This window comes from Microseira wollei NIES-4236 (genome assembly GCF_020521235.1).
Lineage (GTDB): Bacteria > Cyanobacteriota > Cyanobacteriia > Cyanobacteriales > Aerosakkonemataceae > Microseira > Microseira wollei.
In genome coordinates this window covers 41386-59675 of sequence record NZ_BLAY01000013.1, presented here as the reverse complement: position 1 = coordinate 59675, position 18290 = coordinate 41386, and the positions used below count along the sequence as shown (strand labels likewise).

The window sequence follows — 18290 nt, the reverse complement described above, 5'->3', positions numbered from 1 at the left end:
TGCTGGATTTAGCATAAATGCTGGAAAGATAACAATCTCGATTTCACACTAAAGTCTTTAACATCTCGCTTTCCATTGGAATTAACGGTTTTCCTTCGCGCAACCTGGTGACAAAATCGGGGTTAGCAAGGATAAACCGCGCCCAAGTTACCATATCTAGGTAACCTTCCTGGAGTTCCGACTCAGCTTGACCTGGTAATAAAGATGCGCCCCCCATAATTAAATGAGGCCACATCGGTCTAATTTGGCGAATAATTCGTCCAGATGTTTGATAATAATCAGCACGGGCGCAGCTGATATCCAACATCCGCAAACCCATGCCTTCAAATTCTGGAATTAAATAAGCCAGCATATCATCCAGATCGGGCCAGTCATAAAAACCGTCGCCCAAACCGCGCGATGGGGATAAGCGAACCATGACTTTTTCAGCACCGAGTTCGCGCAATATAATTTCAGTTAGTTCTAAAGCGAACCGACAGCGATTTTCCACCGCTCCGCCATACTGATCGGTGCGATCATTAATAGCAGCATCAAAAAATTGATCCGCGAGGTAACCGTGGGCGAGGTGTAATTGTACCCCGTCAAAATTGGCTGCGATCGCATTTAATGCCCCTTGGCGGAACATCTCGTAAATTTCCGGAATTTCTTCGGTTTCCAACGCCCTTGGCACCCCATAAGGTTTGCCATTTTGCCGGTTAATTCCCCCAGCTTGCTTATTACTCGAACTCACCGGGGGGACGCCGCCGGTAAAATCTTCATGGGAGATGCGACCGCAATGCCAAAGCTGACAGAAAATTTTACTACCTTCCTCGTGTACCCGTTGGGTGACTTGCTTCCAACTTTCAGTTTGTTCTGGCGTATAAATATAAGGAACATCGTTATATCCATCCCCCGTCGGGTGTACGATCGTTCCTTCGGTGAGGATCAGCGCCACCCCGTCAGCGGCGCGACGGGCGTAATATTCTGCCGAAGCTGCCGTCACGCAGTGGTTTTGATCGGCAAAACTGCGCGTCATCGCCGACATTACCACGCGATTCTTCAGGTTTCCCAGCAAGGGATGGTCAAACAATTCAAGTAACATCGATCGCACCAAGATTTAAACTTTGGAACAAGTTGTGGAAATAGGGTCGAGACAGATAATCTTTGAGAGAAACCTGCCAAGGGCGTTGCATATCAAGATTTTCCGCTTGCAAGCGTTGATTTGCTAGCAACACGCACTTAGGGCGGGCGGCGCGATCGCGTTGTGCCATAATCTCAGCAGAGACTCGTTCGATAGTGATGCGATCGCTTAACCCCAGATACTCTACACAAGCTTGCGCCAACTCAAAGAAAGACGCCTCAGTATGACCTGCCATATTGTATGTGCCCGTTTTACCCAAAGCCAGTAAGTGCAGACAATTCCGCGCCAAGTCTAGAGTATAAGTGGGTTGCCAGATGCGATCGCCCACCTCATAGCTAGTCACCCCATCCCCAATTAACTTCACCAAATGACGGGCAAACTTACCGACAAAATTCTTATCCGCCTCCTCCCCACCAAAAAAACCAGCCATCCGCACCACCAAACTATCAGGAAGCATCGATAACAATTGCCTTTCTGCCTCTAACTTATAGTTCCCATAAATTGAAAGCGGTGCAGGTTGAGTTGCTTCCGTCGTCGGCGTATCAGATCCATCAAAAATCAGAAAACTTTGCGGATAAAAAACCTTCGCTTTCGTTTGCTGTGCCAACTCAGCAATATGCAGCGTCCCATCAATCTGCACGCCAGCACAACTTTCCGGTTCTTCCTGACAGCGGTCTACATTAGTTTGGGCAGCACAATGGAGGATAAAATCCGGTTTTTGGGTCTCCAGACTCAGGACAGCATTTCTATCCGTAATATCCAAATCTTGATGAGAAAGCGCAATAACTTTACACCCTTCCACATCCTCAATTAAAGCTTCGTGAAACGCCTTACCCAGCATTCCCGCCGCACCCGTGATGAGAAAACTTTTATTGCGTAACGAGTCGGTTCTTCCCATCTCATTCACCCTATTAACTCTACGCCATCGCCATCTTTTCGCTGTAAACAAACGGATTCTTAAACTCAGCCAGCGGTAAAAACTCCCTATCCCTTTGAGATAAAATCGGATTATTACTAGGCCAAGGAATCCCCACCGAATCCCAACGAATCCCCGTATCATTTTCAGGCGAATATAGTTGAGAAATCTTATACATCACCATAGCCGTTTCGCTTAACACATAAAACCCATGTGCTAAACCAGGATCCAGATAAACCATCTTCCCATTTTCCGCACTCAAATCAAACACTTCAAATTGTCCATAACTAGGCGAACCCACCCGAACATCAACAATGACATCCATAATTCGACCCAAAGGACAATAAACCAACTTATTCGGATCTGCCGGCGGAGTTTGAAAATGCAACCCCCGCAACACATTTTGCACCGAAACCGAATAATACTCCTCCACAAAATTAGTTTCTAGCCCATGCTTACTAAAAACATCCTTGTGAAAAGTCTTGACAAAACTCCCCCGATAGTCCTTATGAAACACAATCGGACTTAGCTCGTAACAACCCGAAATTTTAGTCTCCCTAATTTCCATCTTTCCAGCTAGTGTAAACTACCTACCAAAAACTCCATTCCTCTCCAATCAAAACCTCTCCCCATTCTTTTCCTCTGCGTCCTCTGCGTCTTTTGCGGTTCATTTAAAAAAACTGTTCCATATTCATAGGTTAAATTCTCCCCATTCTCTTCCTCTGCGACCTCTGTGCCTCTGTGGTTCGTTTAAAAAGATTCTTCCCTCCAGCGACAAAGTGAGGACTAAAGTCCTCACTACAAACTAAAAACTGCGACAAAAACTACGAATCGTCTCCGCAACATAAGTCAGCATTTCATCCGTCAAACCCGGAAAAACGCCAACCCAAAAAGTCCCCATCATAATCCGATCCGCATTCTTCAAATCGCCCACCACGCGATAATTCAACCCTTTATAAGCTGGTTGCCGGAGCAAATTCCCCCCAAACAAAAGCCTGGTGCTAACGCAATTTGCTTCCAAATGCTGCACCAAATCGTTCCGACTAAAAGGAGCATCTTCCTTCACAAAAATCGGGAAACCAAACCAACTAGGTTCCGACCCAGGCGTCGCTTCAGGCAACATTAAAACATCTTGCAAATCCTGCAATTGCTCGTGCAAAAACTTAAAATTATGCTGACGCTTGGCAATAAAATCAGGCAACTTATCCAACTGAGCGCAACCGATAGCCGCCTGCATATCGGTCATTTTCAAATTGTACCCAATATGCGAATAGGTAAACTTATGGTCATACCCAAAAGGCAACTCACCCAATTGCCAACCGTAGCGTTTCTGACAAGTATTATCCACTCCAGGCGCACACCAACAATCTCGACCCCAGTCGCGGAAAGATTCGACAATTTTCTTCAGGCGAGTATCGTTAGTTAAAACCGCGCCCCCTTCACCCATTGTCATATGGTGAGCGGGATAGAAACTGACGGTTGTGATATGTCCAAACCTGCCAGTTTTTTGTCCTTTATAGACGCTTCCCACCGCATCGCAGTTATCTTCTACTACCCAAAGATCGTGCTTTTGGGCAAACGCCATCACCGCTTCTAAATCGAAGGGATTTCCCAAAGTATGGGCGATCATAATTGCCTTCGTGCGCGGGGAAAGGGCAGCTTCTAACTGAAAAACATCAACCCCGTAAGTCGGTAAGTGACTATCTAAAAATACGGGAACCAATTGATTCTGAAAAATCGGATTTACCGTTGTGGGAAACCCAGCGGCAACTGTAATTACTTCGTCCCCTGGTTTGAGTTGTTTCGCTCCCAATTTGGGGGAAGTCAGCGCGGACAAAGCGACCAAATTTGCCGAGGAACCGGAGTTAACCAACATGCAATGCTTGAGTCCCATCCACTCAGCAAAGCGCTGTTCAAATTCAGCAGCAAAGCGTCCCGTTGTCAACCAAAAATCCAAAGAAGCATCGACTAATTTGAGCAGTTCTTCTTGGTCGAAGACTTTGGCGGCATTCTGGATGTAGGATTTTCCGGGGACAAATTCCTTTTTTTTGAATTTGAACTGATAGTATTCTAGAACTGCTGCCATAACTTGCGATCGCAGTTCTTTTTCTTGTTGGAGCGGGTTATTTTCCGAACTTTGAGGAGGAGGAGATGCCAGCATGATCTTCGATGAAAAATTAGGTTAAAATTGAACAAAAATTTAAGCAGTCGCTACCGACTGGTTCCAGCGCAGAGTCTTGTCTAAACGACCGCTACTGAGTAATTGCTTAATTTGGTCGATGCGCTTGTAACGCGGTCCTTCAAAATCTTCTAGGCGCAACCCAACTTTTTGGTATGTTTCATACAGTTGTTTTGCTCCCATTCGAGCAGTCCATTGCGGTTTAAATTCCGGCAGCATCCGCTCGATTTTACTGAAGTCTACTTGATAAGACCGCTTGTCGGGTTCCCCACCAGGGGCGTATTCAACTTCGCACCCCGGAACGGTTTCTTTAACAATTTCGGCGATGTCGCGGACTTGATAATTTTCCGTAGTTTTACCCACATTAAACGCTTGATTGTGGATAGTTTCGCGCGGTGCATTCAACACGGCAATAAAGGCGCGGTTAATATCTTCAATGTGGACGATGGGACGCCAAGGCGTGCCGTCGCTTTTGATATAAACTCGCCCCGTAGTCATCGCCCAAGCAACGAGGTTGTTGAGTACTAAATCAAACCGCAACATGGGAGATACGCCGTATGCAGTAGCGTTGCGGAGAAACGTAGGACTGAAATTGTCATCCGCTAATTTGGCGACATCCTGTTCGACTAGCACCTTGGATGTTCCGTAGGGAGTGACAGGATTAAATTCGGCTGATTCGGTGACTTTTCCCTCACCCGCTGACCCATATGTACTGCAAGAAGAGGAGAACAAAAATCTTTCCACTCCTACTTCTTTAGCTAGAGAAGCTAACCGCACCGATGCTTTATGATTGATTTCATAAGTTAAGTCTGGATCCAGGTTACCCAAGGGGTCGTTTGCCAAGGCAGCTAAGTGAATAATCGCATCAAATCCGCGCAAATCCTCGGCTTCAACGTCGCGGATATCTTTATTTAATTCGGGGATATTGGCGATGCCATCTAAAAAGGTAGACTGCCCGAATAAATTGCTATCTATGCCTACAACTTCATGCCCTGCCGCTAACAACATTGGCACCGTCGTTGTACCGATGTACCCCTTGTGTCCGGTTACCAAGATTCCCATTCTCCTCCTCCCACATTTTCCAAGGTGCTTTGCCAGTTTGCCAAAGTGTTTCCAACAATTTTTTGTCGCGAATTGTATCCATGCACTGCCAGAAGGAAGTATGCTGATAAGCCATTACTTGTCCTTCTTTTGCTAATCTTTCTAGCGGCTCTTTTTCCCAGGATGTCTGATCGCCGTCAATGTAATCAAAGATTTCGGGTTCTAGAACAAAAAAGCCGCTGTTAATCCAACCTTCTCGCGTTTGGGGTTTTTCCGAAAATTCGGTGACTTGATCGCCATCTAGTTCTAAATGCCCAAACCTTGCTGGGGGGTGTACTACGGTTAAGGTAACCAGTTTGCCGTGGGATTTATGGAAGGCCAATAAATCTTGTAAATTGACATCAGAAACTCCATCCCCGTAGGTAGCCATAAAGGTTTCGTTGCCGATGCAGGGTGCGAGGCGCTTGATTCTACCTCCGGTGAGGGAATTCATTCCCGTATCGACTAAGTCTACCGTCCAAGATGGTCGATGACCGCCACTCATGGTGACTGCACCTGTTTGGAAATCAACCGTGAGGTTGCTGTTAAGCGAGCAATAGTCCACTATGTATTTTTTGATGACTTCGCCTTTGTAGCCGAGAGCGATCGCAAAATTGTTAAACCCATAGTGGGAATAGTGCATCATGATATGCCAGAGGATCGGTTTCCCGCCAATTTCCACCATCGGTTTCGGTTTGACCTCGGTTTCTTCGGCAAGACGAGTCCCCAGTCCCCCCGCTAGCAGCGCTACTTTCATACCCAAATTTTTTCCTTACTCAGATCGCGCTTTGGTTTACCTTGTAACTGTCTTTGCACCCACTTTCGGGTCACCTGTCCCAACTTCTTTTATTTGTACGGCACTCTTGCCGTCTATTTTGGTTGGCTGTTGTATCTGTTTTAACACCAACCGTACCGCAGCTTGCAACCCATCTTGCAACATGCCTGTCAACCTTCTGGTCAATCCCGGCGAGAGGAACAACCGCCCCACAATCGCCATATAGCAGCGAATTTTCTCATCTGCGCTCAATTCGTGCCGCTGTACCGCATGGCAGAACTCCCAATACCGCCGCCAGCGAGGCAGCATAATTTTTCCTTTATTTTTGGGGTCGAACCAAACTGCTAAAGCTTTGTAAGTCGGGTTCTCGATTTGTGCCACTTTTGGATGCACTCTTCGGTTGAATAGAAATTCCGGCACTTCGTCAAACTGACCTAGAATTGCCAATTCTGACAATAAAACCCGGTCTGCATGGGGATAATTCCCCAATAGCATCGTTTTCTTCAGCACGCTAGCACGGTTTAGCCCGTAAAGTTGAGTCCCGTGATACCAGCCAAAAGTTTCCAGTAATTGATAGAAACGTTCGTGGGGTTTTTCTGCCAATATCTTGAGATTCTGGGTATAAATCTTTTGCCAATTTCCTTGTTCGTCAATTGTGTTTGCCTGGGGATAGCATAAAACCACCGCCTGATTGCGATCTAGTACTTCTACGCAACGCTCTAGGTATTCAGGCTCGCATATATCATCGTGGGAAGCCCATTTGAAGTATTCTCCCCGCGACAGTTCAAAAACGCGGTTGAAATTTTTAGCCGCTCCTAAGTTTGTTTCGTTTTTGTAATATTTAATCCTGCTATCCTTGCTCGCATATTCCCGACAAATCGCTTCCGTTCCATCTGTGGAGCCGTTGTCGGAAATAATTAGCTCAAAATCCGCGAATGTTTGACCTAAAAGCGCATCCATTGCTTGTCTGAGAAACTTTTCCGCATTATATATTGGCAGTCCGATGCTGACACGAGGCTTATCGTTTGTTATCATGTGTTTATCCTTCTTGACATGAGGTAAATGCCTTGATGTATCTTTAACTGTTATGCCAGCGTATTTGATAGCAAAGTTGTAGCTTAAATCTTATCAATCTTGGTTATAGCTTCTACGTACAATCCCATATTTTTATATAATCTTTAAAATCCAGATCTATTTTATACTGTTTTTAAAGTTCCTGTAAAGTATATTTTTGTAAATTCTACGGATTTGCCAGATGGGGAGTTACGATCTAACCCGGAGATTTGTGGCAAAAAATCCCCATTTCCACCAACGGGTACGCCATCGCACCCACCCTGTATTATGGCAAAACTTTCCCACTTCCACGGCGAGTCAGGGGTTCAAAGGAAAATTTTACCTGATGTTTTGGTAATAAAAGGTACAAGGGGGACTCTTCCTCCGTCTATTTACTCACTAGCGACTCTCGAGACGGTATGATACTACAAGCTGCCAAGTTTTGTGCGCTGCGATACTACTTAGCACAAACCCATTGGTTCGCGCTACCGGGAAACTACACTAAACCAAGTAAAAAATCTATCATAAAATCCCGCAATCTTCACCAAGACAACCATTGGTAGTTTTTGGCAAAGTTATACCAACAGGCCGTACAATGTCAATCCAGATGATACGGTGCTAATTTTGGAGCCACCGCACTCAACAATATTCAGTTTATGACTATAAAACACAGTACGATTCGCTTTCCTGTCTGGCAGTTCCTCAACCAGCCCCTATTTTGTTCCACAACTATATTGAATCCTCGTCGCTATTGGCATCGCCACAAGGTAGATCTTTTAGAACGCTGTTGGATTAAACAGTACAGTAAAGAGGATCGTAGTCACAGCTGAATCAGCTTGGTTTAACTGTTGAGCAGAACGAGGTTATCGCGATGAACTACCGTTGCTGCGCCTGCATAGCCCAATATGGCAGGAATTTCTGCAGATTGATGCCCTCGAATCCGCTCCAGCTCGGTGCTGCTGTAGTTCGCAATTCCTCTAGCGATGGCGCGACCTTCTGTATCGTATAGAGTAACGGCATCGGATGCCTGAAAGTCTCCCTCTATAGACGTAATTCCAGCAGCTAAAAGGGATTTCCCCGCAGAGGTAACGGCTTTGACTGCTCCCGCGTCCAAGTAAAGCTTGCCTGCGGGGATTAACCCGTGAGCGATCCAGCGTTTGCGGGCATTCGTTGGCACTGTTTGGGGCGCGAAGTGGGTGCCGATCTGTTCTCCCTGCAAGATTTTTTGGATGTTATGGGGCGATCTGCCTTCGGTGATAACTGTTCGCACACCCGCAACGGTGGCAATTCGAGCTGCCGAAATTTTGGTCACCATGCCGCCGGTTCCCCATTGGGAACCGGCAGCTCCGGTTTGTACCTGTAATTCTTCTAATTGCTCGATGCGGTTAACTAAAGCAATCGGTTGAGCATCGGGATTGCTGCGGGGATCGGCTGAGTAAAGGCGATCCACATCTGTGAGTAAAAATAGCCAGTCGGCTTCGATTAAGCTGGCGACTAGGGCAGAGAGGGTATCGTTATCGCCAAATTTTAATTCCTCGACGGCTACGGTGTCGTTTTCGTTCACAATCGGGATAACGCCCAGGCGCAGTAGTTCTTGAAACGTGTTGTAGGCATTGACATAGCGGCTGCGCTGTACTAAGTCGCCCCGCGTCAGCAGTACTTGGGCAATCGGTTGTTGCAGGTGGCTAAACAAATCGTCGTACACGCGCATCAAGCGTCCCTGTCCCACCGCCGCTACAGCTTGCTTGAGGGTGACGCTGCGGGGTCGTTCGGTGATGCCCAAGCGATCGCACCCCACCCCCACCGCTCCCGATGATACTAACACGACTCGGTGACCCTGGTGACGCAAATTTGTCAGGGTTTCAACTAAAGTAGCGATGGTAGAAAGGGCGAGACGGCCTGTTTCCGGCTGCGTCAGACTAGATGTGCCAATTTTGACAATAAGCGTTTGAGACATAAGCAATTTTAGATTTCAGATTTTAGATTTTAGATTGGGTCGTGGGTCAAAGCCAATTACCGATTACCCATAACAAGATGCCCTAATGTCGCCATTGAATGTGCTATAATTGAGAAATGTTTGTACATCAATGCCATAAGCGAAAACCAAGCTAATAGGTATATGTCACGGCGATAAGTTTGGGTCTTAGGAACTAAAACTCCTGCCCTTGGAGGGAATGTAAGACCAATAAAACTACATGGTTATAGCGGCATTTCCCGTTGAATTGGAAAGCCCCGTCGGTCTATAGGTTGGGGTAGTTCACGGTCTTTATCTTGGCTGACCCGATTTTTCAGGATCTAGAATCCCAGAGCCTGAAAAATCATAATAATTTTTTTATGTTTACGATTATCAGGATTTACGATGGTTAGTAAATTTTTGTTGCCGTGGGGGTAGGGTAGCGCCCAAGACTTGCGACACCCAGACTTCCAGCGCACGCACCCCAAACGAATCGATGGCTTGGGCGGGAGGGACGATGGGTTCTACCAAAATGGTAAACATGCCGAGGCGATTACCAGCCAGCACGTCGGTAAACAAGCGATCGCCCACCATTCCCACCTGTTCCACCGGCAGGTTCATCGCTTTGACTGCCTGTCTTAACTTGCGCCGTGACGGCTTGCTAGCCCCGTGCAGGTAGGGTAAGTTTAAAGCGCGAGCAATGCTACCGATGCGCGCCTCGCTCAGGTTATTGCTCACCAGCCACATCTGCGCCACCTGTCGGATTTCCTCGACCCATTGGTGCAACTCCTGCGATGCCTGGGCGACCTTGAGCGGTACTAGGGTGTCATCCACATCCAATACCAGACCCTTGATCTGATATTTTTGCAACATCTCCGGTGTCAGATTTACTACTGACCCCTCTAGAATTAAATCAGGCTGTAATAGGGCGCCCCAAGACATAAATTGCTAATGGCTAATTGCTAATGGCTAATTGCTAATGGTTAATTGCTAATGGCTAATTGCTAATGGTTAATTGTAAAGTTCTTCTTCTGACAATTAACCATTGGCTATTAGCTGACTCGGTATTAATTGGACTAAGGAGCCGCCTTGCGTCGCGCTTCCCGTTGTTGCCGGATCTTCCTCACCGCTGCTTCGTGTTCGGCGAGGGTGCGACTGAAGACATGGGTGCCGTCGTAGCGGGCTACAAAGAAGATTTCCTCGGTGTTTTCGGGATTGAGGGTGGCTTCTAAGCTGGGAACTCCCGGACTGGCAATGGGGGTGGGGGGCAGACCTGGATTGAGATAGGTGTTATAAGGAGAAGGGGTTCTGACTTGCTTGAACGTCAGGGGTTGATCCGCTGTCTGTCTGATGTTCAATCCGTATTCAACCGTGGGGTCAGATTCGAGTCTCATTCCTCGCTGCAATCGTTTGACAAAAACACCCGCAATCTTACGGCGTTCGGTGGGAACTACTGCCTCTTTTTCTACAACTGAAGCCAGCGTTACCCATTGCAAGAGATTGTAAGAGGTTTGTTTGTTCACTCTAGCGCGGTCGTAAATTGGCAGCGCTACTTCTTCAAATCGTTTCAGCATCAGTTTGATGACGGTTTCTGGAGCGATCGCACCCGATGCCAGTTGGTAGGTATCCGGGTATAAAAAGCCTTCCAAGTGGGGTAACCCTGCGGGTAACCAGGGAAATTGATCGCGGGGAATTTGTTTGGCAGCGGCGAGAAATTCAGAGGCGGCAAAAAAGCCTTGGGATTCAAAGTAAGCTGCCATTTGCCGCAGCGACCAGCCTTCGGGAATCGTAAAGCTTTGTTGCACGACGCCGCCGCTGCCAAGTTTAGCTGCAATTTCTGAGAGCGAAGTCAAGGGTGAGAGTTCGTATGTTCCTGCCTGAAAAGACCCCTTGTTTTGCAGCCTTAACCAACGCCCCCAAAGATTCCATGCTACAGTGGAGCGAATCAACCCGGCTGCTTTGAGATCGCGCCCGATTTGCTGCGCCGTCGTGCCTTGGGGAATTCTGATTTGCACTGTGTTTTCCGCTCGCTCGGATGGCGTTGAGGATGTAACAGGCGGCGCACTAGCCCAACTCCACCAAGCCCAGCCCTGCCAAGCACACAATCCCAGTACTGCTGGGAGCAGCACCAGGTAAAACAACCATTTTGAGGAGCCCCTGACAGCTTTCATCTCTTTATCTCCGAGATACCCCATCCGCCGGTAGCGGTGGGGAGTGATATCAGCGGTTGTTGAGTGTGGCAAGGGTGCCACCCAAACAACCAACCCAATACTTCTGCGAATTAACGACACCTTCGATGCCGCAATCTGCCCCAACCGCTTCCAGTTGGCATCGCTGACAGATATTTGTTTTTCGGTATCGCCACGCTGCGTAGCCAATTCCTTTGGGGGAATCGACCAAATCACCTTTACGCAATCCATGACGGCCATATTTGCGCCGATTGCCACCTTTCGCCGGAACCATCAAATGCAGTTGACGACGACTGTAGGGAGGACGGCGAATCACAAAAAACAATGCAGGTGTAATCGAAACCGAGGCGAACCAGTTCGCACCGTCTTCACCCTGTTTGCGATCTTGCCGATACTGAACAAAGTGAGAGGCGGCAATACTTACACCATCTACTGCGTGAGTGTTGAACTGCGCCAGTGACTTGTCTGCTTTGTTGTTGACCAGTCCGAGATGCTTGCGAGTTGAGGCAGTCTGATGGTCTTCGATTTTAATCGTGGACGCAATTTGTCCCAACTGTTTGGGCATCCAAACTTGACCCACCATCACCCCAGAGAAGCCTTTTCCTGATTTCGCCGCTCTGCGCCCACTGGTTAAGTCCACATCTGCCCGAACATACTCATACCTGATTTCTGCCACTGGGTACAGCTGGCAGAGAAAAGACACGATTCTGAGTTCTAGCTGACGATTGGCACTGTTCGACGGTGCAAGTTTGCCTTGACGACGATTCGCCAATCGCTTCTGACGATGGGCGCGTTTTGAGAATGCCATCTTGCGGTTGATTCTGCGTCCTCGTCTTAAGAGTCGCATTAACCGCCGTGCATCCATCCGATCTCGTACCGCTGGGAACGGCAGAATCAGATGTGCCGTATATAGCGTGAACTTCCCGCCAATTCCGCTGGAGTCGAACGGGGAATCACTTCCCCGAACTCTCCTACAAAACCGTGCTTGAAAATTTCTCTTCACACGGCTCCTCAAAGATTCGGCACTTGTCATGTGTACCTCAATTCCCATCTTCAGGGTTAGGGGACTAGAAAGGATGTTCATCAATCCAATCCTCAATAGCGCTTAGTTCCCAGTTGGCGTGGATTAGGTCGTGGCAGTGACCATGTACTAGAGCTAGATTTCCTCGCTTGTTGTTTTTATGGTTTCCGTCCTTGTGATGTATTTCTGCGAGGCTTACCGGGCTAAAGTAATGTCCGCAGTGATAGCATTTTCCACCTTGTTCTTTAACCAGTTGTGCTACCTGTTTCTTAACTCCGGGGAAATCTCCCTTTCGTGCGCTCCAATATACCCAATCGCCGTCATAGGGACTCTTAACGCCTTCTACCTTGGTGTGGCGGACAACCTTTGTGTCTGAATGATTGATGAGAGAAAACTTTCCGTCTTTGGTGGCGAAGACCCAGTTTCTAGTTCCTCTGCGTCTCCATTCTTTGCCGACCTTGGTTCCTCTTTGTTTACCCTTGTGACGGCTTACTGCCCATCCTCTAAGTTGCAAGTAAGTGATGTTGTCACAGTGTTGGTAGGTTTCCTTACTGCATTGTCCCCTTTGATAGTTGCTCCATCCCCTAATAATCGGGTTGAGTCTAGCAATTAGCGCTTTTTTAGGCGCTGTTTTGTGCTGTTGTATGATGGTTCCTATTTTCTGGGTGTGTGACTTTACCGCTTCTTTGGATGGGGTGATGATGGTCTTAAATCCCTGTTTAGAGGCGTGTCTTCCTACTTCAAACTGCCTAATGGTGAAGCCCAAGAAGTTGAACCCCACATTACCTTCTTCGGTCGTGTTCAGCGTGTGGGAAAGTCTTGTCTTTTCAGGTTTTAATTCCAAGCCCATGTATTTTAACCAATCGGCTGTTATCTGCTGACATCTTTGGACTACGTCTTTATCCGGGTGTAGGATGACAAAATCATCTGCATATCTGATGACTGACAATTGCTTCATTAAGTCGCGTTTGCCAAAGCCATCTCTACCCGGCAGTGTTCCCGCAAATTGCTTTAGGCGGTTTTCCAAACCGTGGAGGGCGATGTTTGCTAGTAACGGGGAAATCACCGCGCCCTGTGGCGTACCCTCAGATGTCGGACTGTAGCCTTTTTGCCTATTGGCATAGGTACTCCAGTCCACCACTCCCGCTTTCAACCAGGACTTGATTAAGCGTCGCATGGTGGGGAATGTATTTAGTTTGTTGAGCAGTGTCTCGTGGTTGATTCGGTCGAAGCATTTAGCAATATCTGCATCCAGAACATATTTGGGTTTCTGGTTGATTGCCTGAAATATGGCTTCAATCGCATCATGACATGAGCGCCCCGGTCGGAAGCCGTAGCTGTTTGGCTCAAACTTAGCTTCCCATTCTGGCTCTAGTGCTGCTTTAACCAGGGCTTGGGCTGCCCTATCGTCCATTGTTGGGATACCTAGTGGGCGTTTTTCAGTTCTTCCAGGTTTGTCAATCCAAACCCTTCTTACTGGTTTTGCTTTTCGGTCGTTTATGTTTCTCAGTCGGTCAACAAGTGCCATACGTTGCTTAGAGGTTAATCTTTTCACCCCGTCTACGCCAGCGGTTTTCTTGCCCCTGTTCTCCTGAGTCACCCTGTGGACGGCAAGCATTCTAGCCGACCAGGACTTGATCAACGTTTTCTGAAGCTTGCGGACTGCCTTAATGTCTCCACGTTGAGAGGCTTGATAGATGCGCTTTTGGAGCTTGAAAACTACCCGCTCTAGCTTGCGCCAGTCGCTTTGTTCCCATCCCACAGTTGCTTGTTGCTCTGTTTTAGGCATATACACTCACTACTTACACCTCTATCTTCCAAATCTCCGTGAGACTGTCAGCGTATCCTTGCCATTACAGCAAGGCATTAGCTTCTGTCTCAATCCCACCCCTGCCTACCATGCGGCTAGCTACCTACTTGAGTATCGACCCTCTCAAGAGGTGTGCGGGGGTTAATCCGTTCCTAACAGCCTTTGTTTTGAATCCTTAGAGCGGTACTGTTCGCCGGGTTTATGAGAAGTGCTTATTGGTCAATATTCAAGTTGCCAACTCCCTATCCTTACCCCTTTTGGGGATTCCCAGTGTATCAGTCTGTTTTCACAGGTTCAAGCTGACGACGATTCAAACGTACCTTTGCTTGTGCTACTCATAGATTTCTTGCTAGAAGGGATTCCCAGTCAGACTCCTGAGTTACCTCCACTTAACTACCCCGCTTTACCCTCAGAGTTGCTAGTTCTGAAGATAGGGGTAGCGCTTTCAGCTATGCACCTTAGCGGTAGGACTTGATATTATGAGTGTTTTCACTCCCTTACTGTCTTTGCTGTATAGCTTGGTAAGGTTCTCACCTACAAGGCTGTTAAGTTGTCAAGGTTCTGTTGTTTCTAACCCATACTGGGGGCTAGTAACCTTGCTCCGCGTACACTTCAAGCCGCTAGGCTATCCATTTGAGTGGAAACGAATCGCAGTGAATACTTTTTGCCCGGGTCAATTCCGACAACAATCTGCTGAGTATTGCGTCCCGATGGCTCTACGGTGAGTTGCACGTAGAACTGTCCGCAATCTGACCAGCGCTTGATTGCCTTGCCACATTCAATCCACTTCCGCACCCGTGCAGGCGTCGTAGGCATTAACGGCTGATGATTTGCGTCTAGAACTGGAATTCGCATAATTCACATAATTGGTATAACCCAAATTGTTTAAGTCCCTTTGCCCAACGCAGATTTTGATGTCTTGGCTCTACCCAACGCCCTACCCCGAGCGGCCTTAGAGGAAATCCGAACTAGGGAAGCATTCGGAAGTCTGTACCAAATCAAGTCAAGGGCGGGCTATTCAACGCTTACCTTGTCCGAATTGGTTCGGTCAATCCCCACCCGCCTATGGGGTGGAGTCGTTGAACTTCGTCTCCATTTTTGGTTTAACGTCGTGCAGCCAGCGTTTTTCCAGCTTTGGTTTTGGCTGATCGTGCTTGCGCGCTCAACTCCTGCCCTCTAGTAATCCACCAAACTAATTTTGATCGGTTCTCTTACCGCACAAGGTGCGTGCTATTTCACCCTATTTGTCAAAACTGCTGTGGCGGAATACTAGGCTCAGTTTGTTGGTTTTTGGGGAGATTTTCCACCTGCTCTCCCCAAAGCAGGCGCTTTTGTGCAATCTATCTACCGCAAACTATCAATTTCATTCTTCTTCGTCGTACATCTCGTCTTCTAGCTGCGCCAGCTTTTCTTCCAGTATCGGTTGCACCCTTTGAAATTCTTCTGGGGAAAGTAACTCAAGTTCTCCGGCGTTGTTGCGACGGGCAAACAAAAGTAGGGGGTCAAGGCGTCTAAACACTTCGTATTCGTGGTCTTCGTGGTAAAAATTGGCGAGGAACTGCAACTGCTCTGGCTCTAGGGGGGCTAGGGCTGCTTCGTCGTCAATTTCTAGGGTGAGAATGTCTTCTTCGGTTGGCGGCGGCACGTCCCCGGCTAACGTCAAGGCGAAAGCGCTGCGTTTGAGGGTCAAATCTTGCTCTGCCAGCACGGCTTGAGCAATGGGAAAAATTTCATCCAGTACTTCCTCCTCTTCCACCAAAAATGCTTCTTCCTCTTGATCTGCCTGCCAGGAAAAAATCTCCACCGTATCATCGACTGGACGCAATAAAACGTACTCTTTGCCTTCTGCTGGAACGGTTTCCTCGACGTAACAGGTTAGTTCGCGTCCCGTTTCATCTTTGAGGATAACGGTTTCGTCCTGAGAGTACCCATTTTCTTTCGCTGTAGACATGTTGAAATCCTAGAAATCGGATTGTTGTGAGCGCGGTCGTCGCTCGTCCAACCATTGTTGCAGAATTATAGCTGCTGCCTTGCGATCAACTAAACCTTTATTTCGGGATGGCGATCGCTTTTCGGCTAAAAGCATTTCCTCTGCTTGATGGGAAGTCAGGCGCTCGTCAACGTACTCGACCGGCAAGTTTAGCGCTTCTCCGACTCTTTTGGCGAATTTCTGCACAGATTTGGCTTGAAAGCCTATGGTTCCGTTCATCGAGTAGGGTAACCCAACGACTAAAACTTCTACTTGTCGCTCATCTACCAGGCGCTTGAGTTGCGCTATATCTTCTAAAAACGATTTACGCTCGATCGTGGTTAGTCCCGCCGCGATTAACCCGGTGCGATCGCATCCCGCTACCCCAATTCGCTTTTTCCCCACATCTAACCCCAATGCCGATATCGTCTTGGTTTGACGAATTGGGGTTGTTTGGGTAACAGAGGGTTGACTTTCTTCCATATTTATGCTATCTGCGTCAAGGATGCGATGGCGGGGAGGGGTAATGGGTAATGGGTAATTGCTAATTGCTAATTGCTAATTGCTAATTGGATTTACAGGCTTTTGCTGTCAGTACAATTACCCATTAGCCATTTACCCTCGTGACCACGGCTCTGCCTGGGAACGCCATTACCATTACCCTTGGTCAGCACTCCTGGAACCGCGACGGGTTATCCTGAAGGCCAAGCCTGATAAAGATTGTGACCCCGACTCCGCCTCTTGAGTGGAGGGTGCTGGAACTAAATCTTTTCTAGGTACTCCCCGCCAGCGCAAGGTGCGGGACTTCAGCCAGGACATGCGTCCGAGGACTGGTTTTTGGGCGGGTTGTAATCCTTGGAAAACTTCCGACAAAGGCATATCCAAAGATACCGACTTCGACTCCCGCAGCTTGTGCCAAACTGAACGGGACATTAGCAGGGTGTGTTCTACTTCTTCTGCGCCAAGTTGTCGCAAATATTCTTCTCGTTCTGGTTGATAATCCGCAGAAGTTAACAGCAACGATTGGGTAGGAAAATCTTGGGTAATGCGCGCCATTTGGGCGAGTAATTCTGGATACAGCCAGGTGTAGGCTGGGTGTACGGTTAATTCGGCGACGTGGGGTTTGCTGCCGTTGCGGGACAGGTGCATCTGAAAATAGCCGATGGCTGCTTTGCGCTGGGATTCAAACACGTAGCCGCTGACGACTTCGGTTTGAGAAAGCCACTGTTGGATGCCTTCAATTAAAGCGGCAACAAAGCCGGTTTTAAAGTCAGTGTTGTGGCGGTCGAATACTTGGCGCACCAAGGGGGGCATCGATGCGGTATCTAATTGATAGAGTAGTTGGGCATCGGCGTTGCTGACTGGTAGCAGGTTGGGTAAATCGGGTTCTCGCTCTTGCAACTCTGCTAGCATCGATGGAGCGATCGCCCAATAGGTCATGTGTGCCAAAGGCTGAAAACCATTGCGCCGATACACCGCCAGCAATGTTTTATCGTGGATACTGACTTCTAGCAACCAAGTCCGCGCCTCTAATATTGTCTCGAAGCAATAGCGCAATAGTTGCGAGCCTACTTCTATACTGGATACTTGGGGGTCAACCACGACTCTATCTACCCGCCAGGTGCTGCGCGTGCGATTAAACGGCGATACTTGAATCGTGGCTAAAATGTTTTGAGCTTTAGAGACGACATAGGCGCAGAACTTGTACCGGAATGGGTTAGGAAACCAACTCAACAATTTGAGTACCCAGTACCAGCGACGCACCCGTTCTAATTGCTGCTTGGTATCGGCACAACAGCTGTGGTGTTCTGCTAAAGACGATTGCACCACCATATTTTCGATCGCTTCCAGATCCCGGTATTGTAGGGGACGGATGAGGGCGTTGGTATCCTGGGGGGAAGTGGGAGTCATGATTAAGGTAGGCGGCGAGTTCCGAGTTTGTGCTAGCAGTACGGCGCTGTTGCTGTTGTTAGCATCTAGAGCGAAGCCCAGTAGCTTGGGTTGTTGCCTTTATCTTAGCTGCTTTTCAGATATTCCCACCGACTGCAACTTTTTTGTGCCGTTTATACTTTTCGGCTGGCAAAATGCTAACTAGGACTGATGCTTGTATTCCTGGTTTCTACGAAAAATCGTGGTTTGGTCAACTATAGATATACGAAGAAACCGGGTTTCTGGCTTCGTCCTGGGTAACTCCTGATAATTGTAGGGGCACGGCATCTGAAAA

The 18290-nt window shown here is 47.9% G+C and carries 17 protein-coding genes and 1 pseudogene; 1 reads left to right on the top strand and 17 read right to left on the bottom strand.

The window, feature by feature from the left end; genetic code table 11:
- Positions 1-43: 43 nt before the first annotated feature.
- The 16 genes and pseudogenes from MiSe_RS06285 to MiSe_RS06210 all read right to left on the bottom strand — a co-directional run bounded on the left by MiSe_RS06285 (position 44) and on the right by MiSe_RS06210 (position 17977).
- Entirely contained in the window at positions 44-1081 is a 1038-nt protein-coding gene (locus MiSe_RS06285; protein ID WP_226576158.1) for an oxidoreductase, read from the bottom strand.
- A complete protein-coding gene (locus MiSe_RS06280; RefSeq protein ID WP_226576151.1) occupies positions 1071-2018 on the bottom strand; it encodes an SDR family oxidoreductase in 948 nt (315 codons plus the stop codon). Before MiSe_RS06280 ends, MiSe_RS06285 begins: the two co-directional genes overlap by 11 nt.
- Before the next feature lie 19 nt (positions 2019-2037).
- Positions 2038-2604, bottom strand: a complete 567-nt coding sequence (gene rfbC / locus MiSe_RS06275; protein ID WP_226576149.1) for a dTDP-4-dehydrorhamnose 3,5-epimerase — start codon at positions 2602-2604, stop codon at positions 2038-2040.
- 237 nt (positions 2605-2841) lie between these two features.
- Positions 2842-4197: a lipopolysaccharide biosynthesis protein RfbH gene (gene rfbH, locus MiSe_RS06270; protein WP_226576147.1), complete on the bottom strand. Its 1356-nt coding sequence runs from the start codon at positions 4195-4197 to the stop codon at positions 2842-2844.
- A 39-nt stretch (positions 4198-4236) separates the two neighbouring features.
- Positions 4237-5277 (bottom strand): NAD-dependent epimerase/dehydratase family protein, encoded by a 1041-nt coding sequence (locus MiSe_RS06265; protein ID WP_226576139.1) that lies wholly within the window; start codon positions 5275-5277, stop codon positions 4237-4239.
- On the bottom strand, positions 5201-6052 hold the full coding sequence (rfbF, locus tag MiSe_RS06260; RefSeq protein WP_226576137.1) for a glucose-1-phosphate cytidylyltransferase: 852 nt from the start codon (positions 6050-6052) through the stop codon (positions 5201-5203). The genes MiSe_RS06265 and rfbF overlap by 77 nt, the downstream gene beginning before the upstream one ends.
- A gap of 36 nt (positions 6053-6088) precedes the next feature.
- Positions 6089-7105, bottom strand: a complete 1017-nt coding sequence (locus tag MiSe_RS06255; RefSeq protein WP_226576135.1) for a glycosyltransferase family 2 protein — start codon at positions 7103-7105, stop codon at positions 6089-6091.
- 859 nt (positions 7106-7964) lie between these two features.
- A complete protein-coding gene (gene proB, locus MiSe_RS06250) occupies positions 7965-9080 on the bottom strand; it encodes a glutamate 5-kinase (RefSeq protein ID WP_226576133.1) in 1116 nt (371 codons plus the stop codon).
- 390 nt (positions 9081-9470) lie between these two features.
- Positions 9471-10019 carry a YqeG family HAD IIIA-type phosphatase gene (locus MiSe_RS06245; protein ID WP_226576119.1) on the bottom strand — a complete coding sequence of 183 codons (549 nt, stop codon included), beginning with the start codon at positions 10017-10019 and terminating at the stop codon, positions 9471-9473.
- Between the two features lie 134 nt (positions 10020-10153).
- Complete coding sequence (gene mltG, locus MiSe_RS06240) at positions 10154-11248, bottom strand: endolytic transglycosylase MltG (RefSeq protein WP_226576117.1); 1095 nt, start codon at positions 11246-11248, stop codon at positions 10154-10156.
- 84 nt (positions 11249-11332) lie between these two features.
- Positions 11333-12269 (bottom strand): annotated as a pseudogene (locus MiSe_RS06235) (RRXRR domain-containing protein); the annotation flags it as partial.
- 64 nt (positions 12270-12333) lie between these two features.
- Positions 12334-14076 (bottom strand): group II intron reverse transcriptase/maturase, encoded by a 1743-nt coding sequence (ltrA, locus tag MiSe_RS06230; RefSeq protein WP_226576114.1) that lies wholly within the window; start codon positions 14074-14076, stop codon positions 12334-12336.
- A gap of 633 nt (positions 14077-14709) precedes the next feature.
- Complete coding sequence (locus MiSe_RS06225; protein WP_226576112.1) at positions 14710-14952, bottom strand: RRXRR domain-containing protein; 243 nt, start codon at positions 14950-14952, stop codon at positions 14710-14712.
- A gap of 508 nt (positions 14953-15460) precedes the next feature.
- Entirely contained in the window at positions 15461-16048 is a 588-nt protein-coding gene (locus tag MiSe_RS06220) for a DUF3727 domain-containing protein (RefSeq protein WP_226576110.1), read from the bottom strand.
- Between the two features lie 9 nt (positions 16049-16057).
- The gene (gene ruvX / locus MiSe_RS06215) at positions 16058-16549 is read right to left on the bottom strand and encodes a Holliday junction resolvase RuvX (protein ID WP_226576108.1); all 492 of its coding nucleotides are present in this window, start codon (positions 16547-16549) and stop codon (positions 16058-16060) included.
- Positions 16550-16723: 174 nt separating this feature from the next.
- Positions 16724-17977, bottom strand: coding sequence for a GNAT family N-acetyltransferase (locus tag MiSe_RS06210; RefSeq protein WP_226576088.1), 1254 nt, complete (start codon positions 17975-17977; stop codon positions 16724-16726).
- Between MiSe_RS06210 and MiSe_RS06205 the strand changes: the two genes are divergently transcribed.
- Complete coding sequence (locus MiSe_RS06205) at positions 17976-18161, top strand: hypothetical protein (protein ID WP_226576086.1); 186 nt, start codon at positions 17976-17978, stop codon at positions 18159-18161. The genes MiSe_RS06210 and MiSe_RS06205 overlap by 2 nt on opposite strands.
- Here MiSe_RS06205 and MiSe_RS50795 read toward each other — a convergent pair.
- On the bottom strand, positions 18158-18283 hold the full coding sequence (locus MiSe_RS50795) for a hypothetical protein (RefSeq protein ID WP_264196371.1): 126 nt from the start codon (positions 18281-18283) through the stop codon (positions 18158-18160). The genes MiSe_RS06205 and MiSe_RS50795 overlap by 4 nt on opposite strands.
- Between the last annotated feature and the right edge of the window lie 7 nt (positions 18284-18290).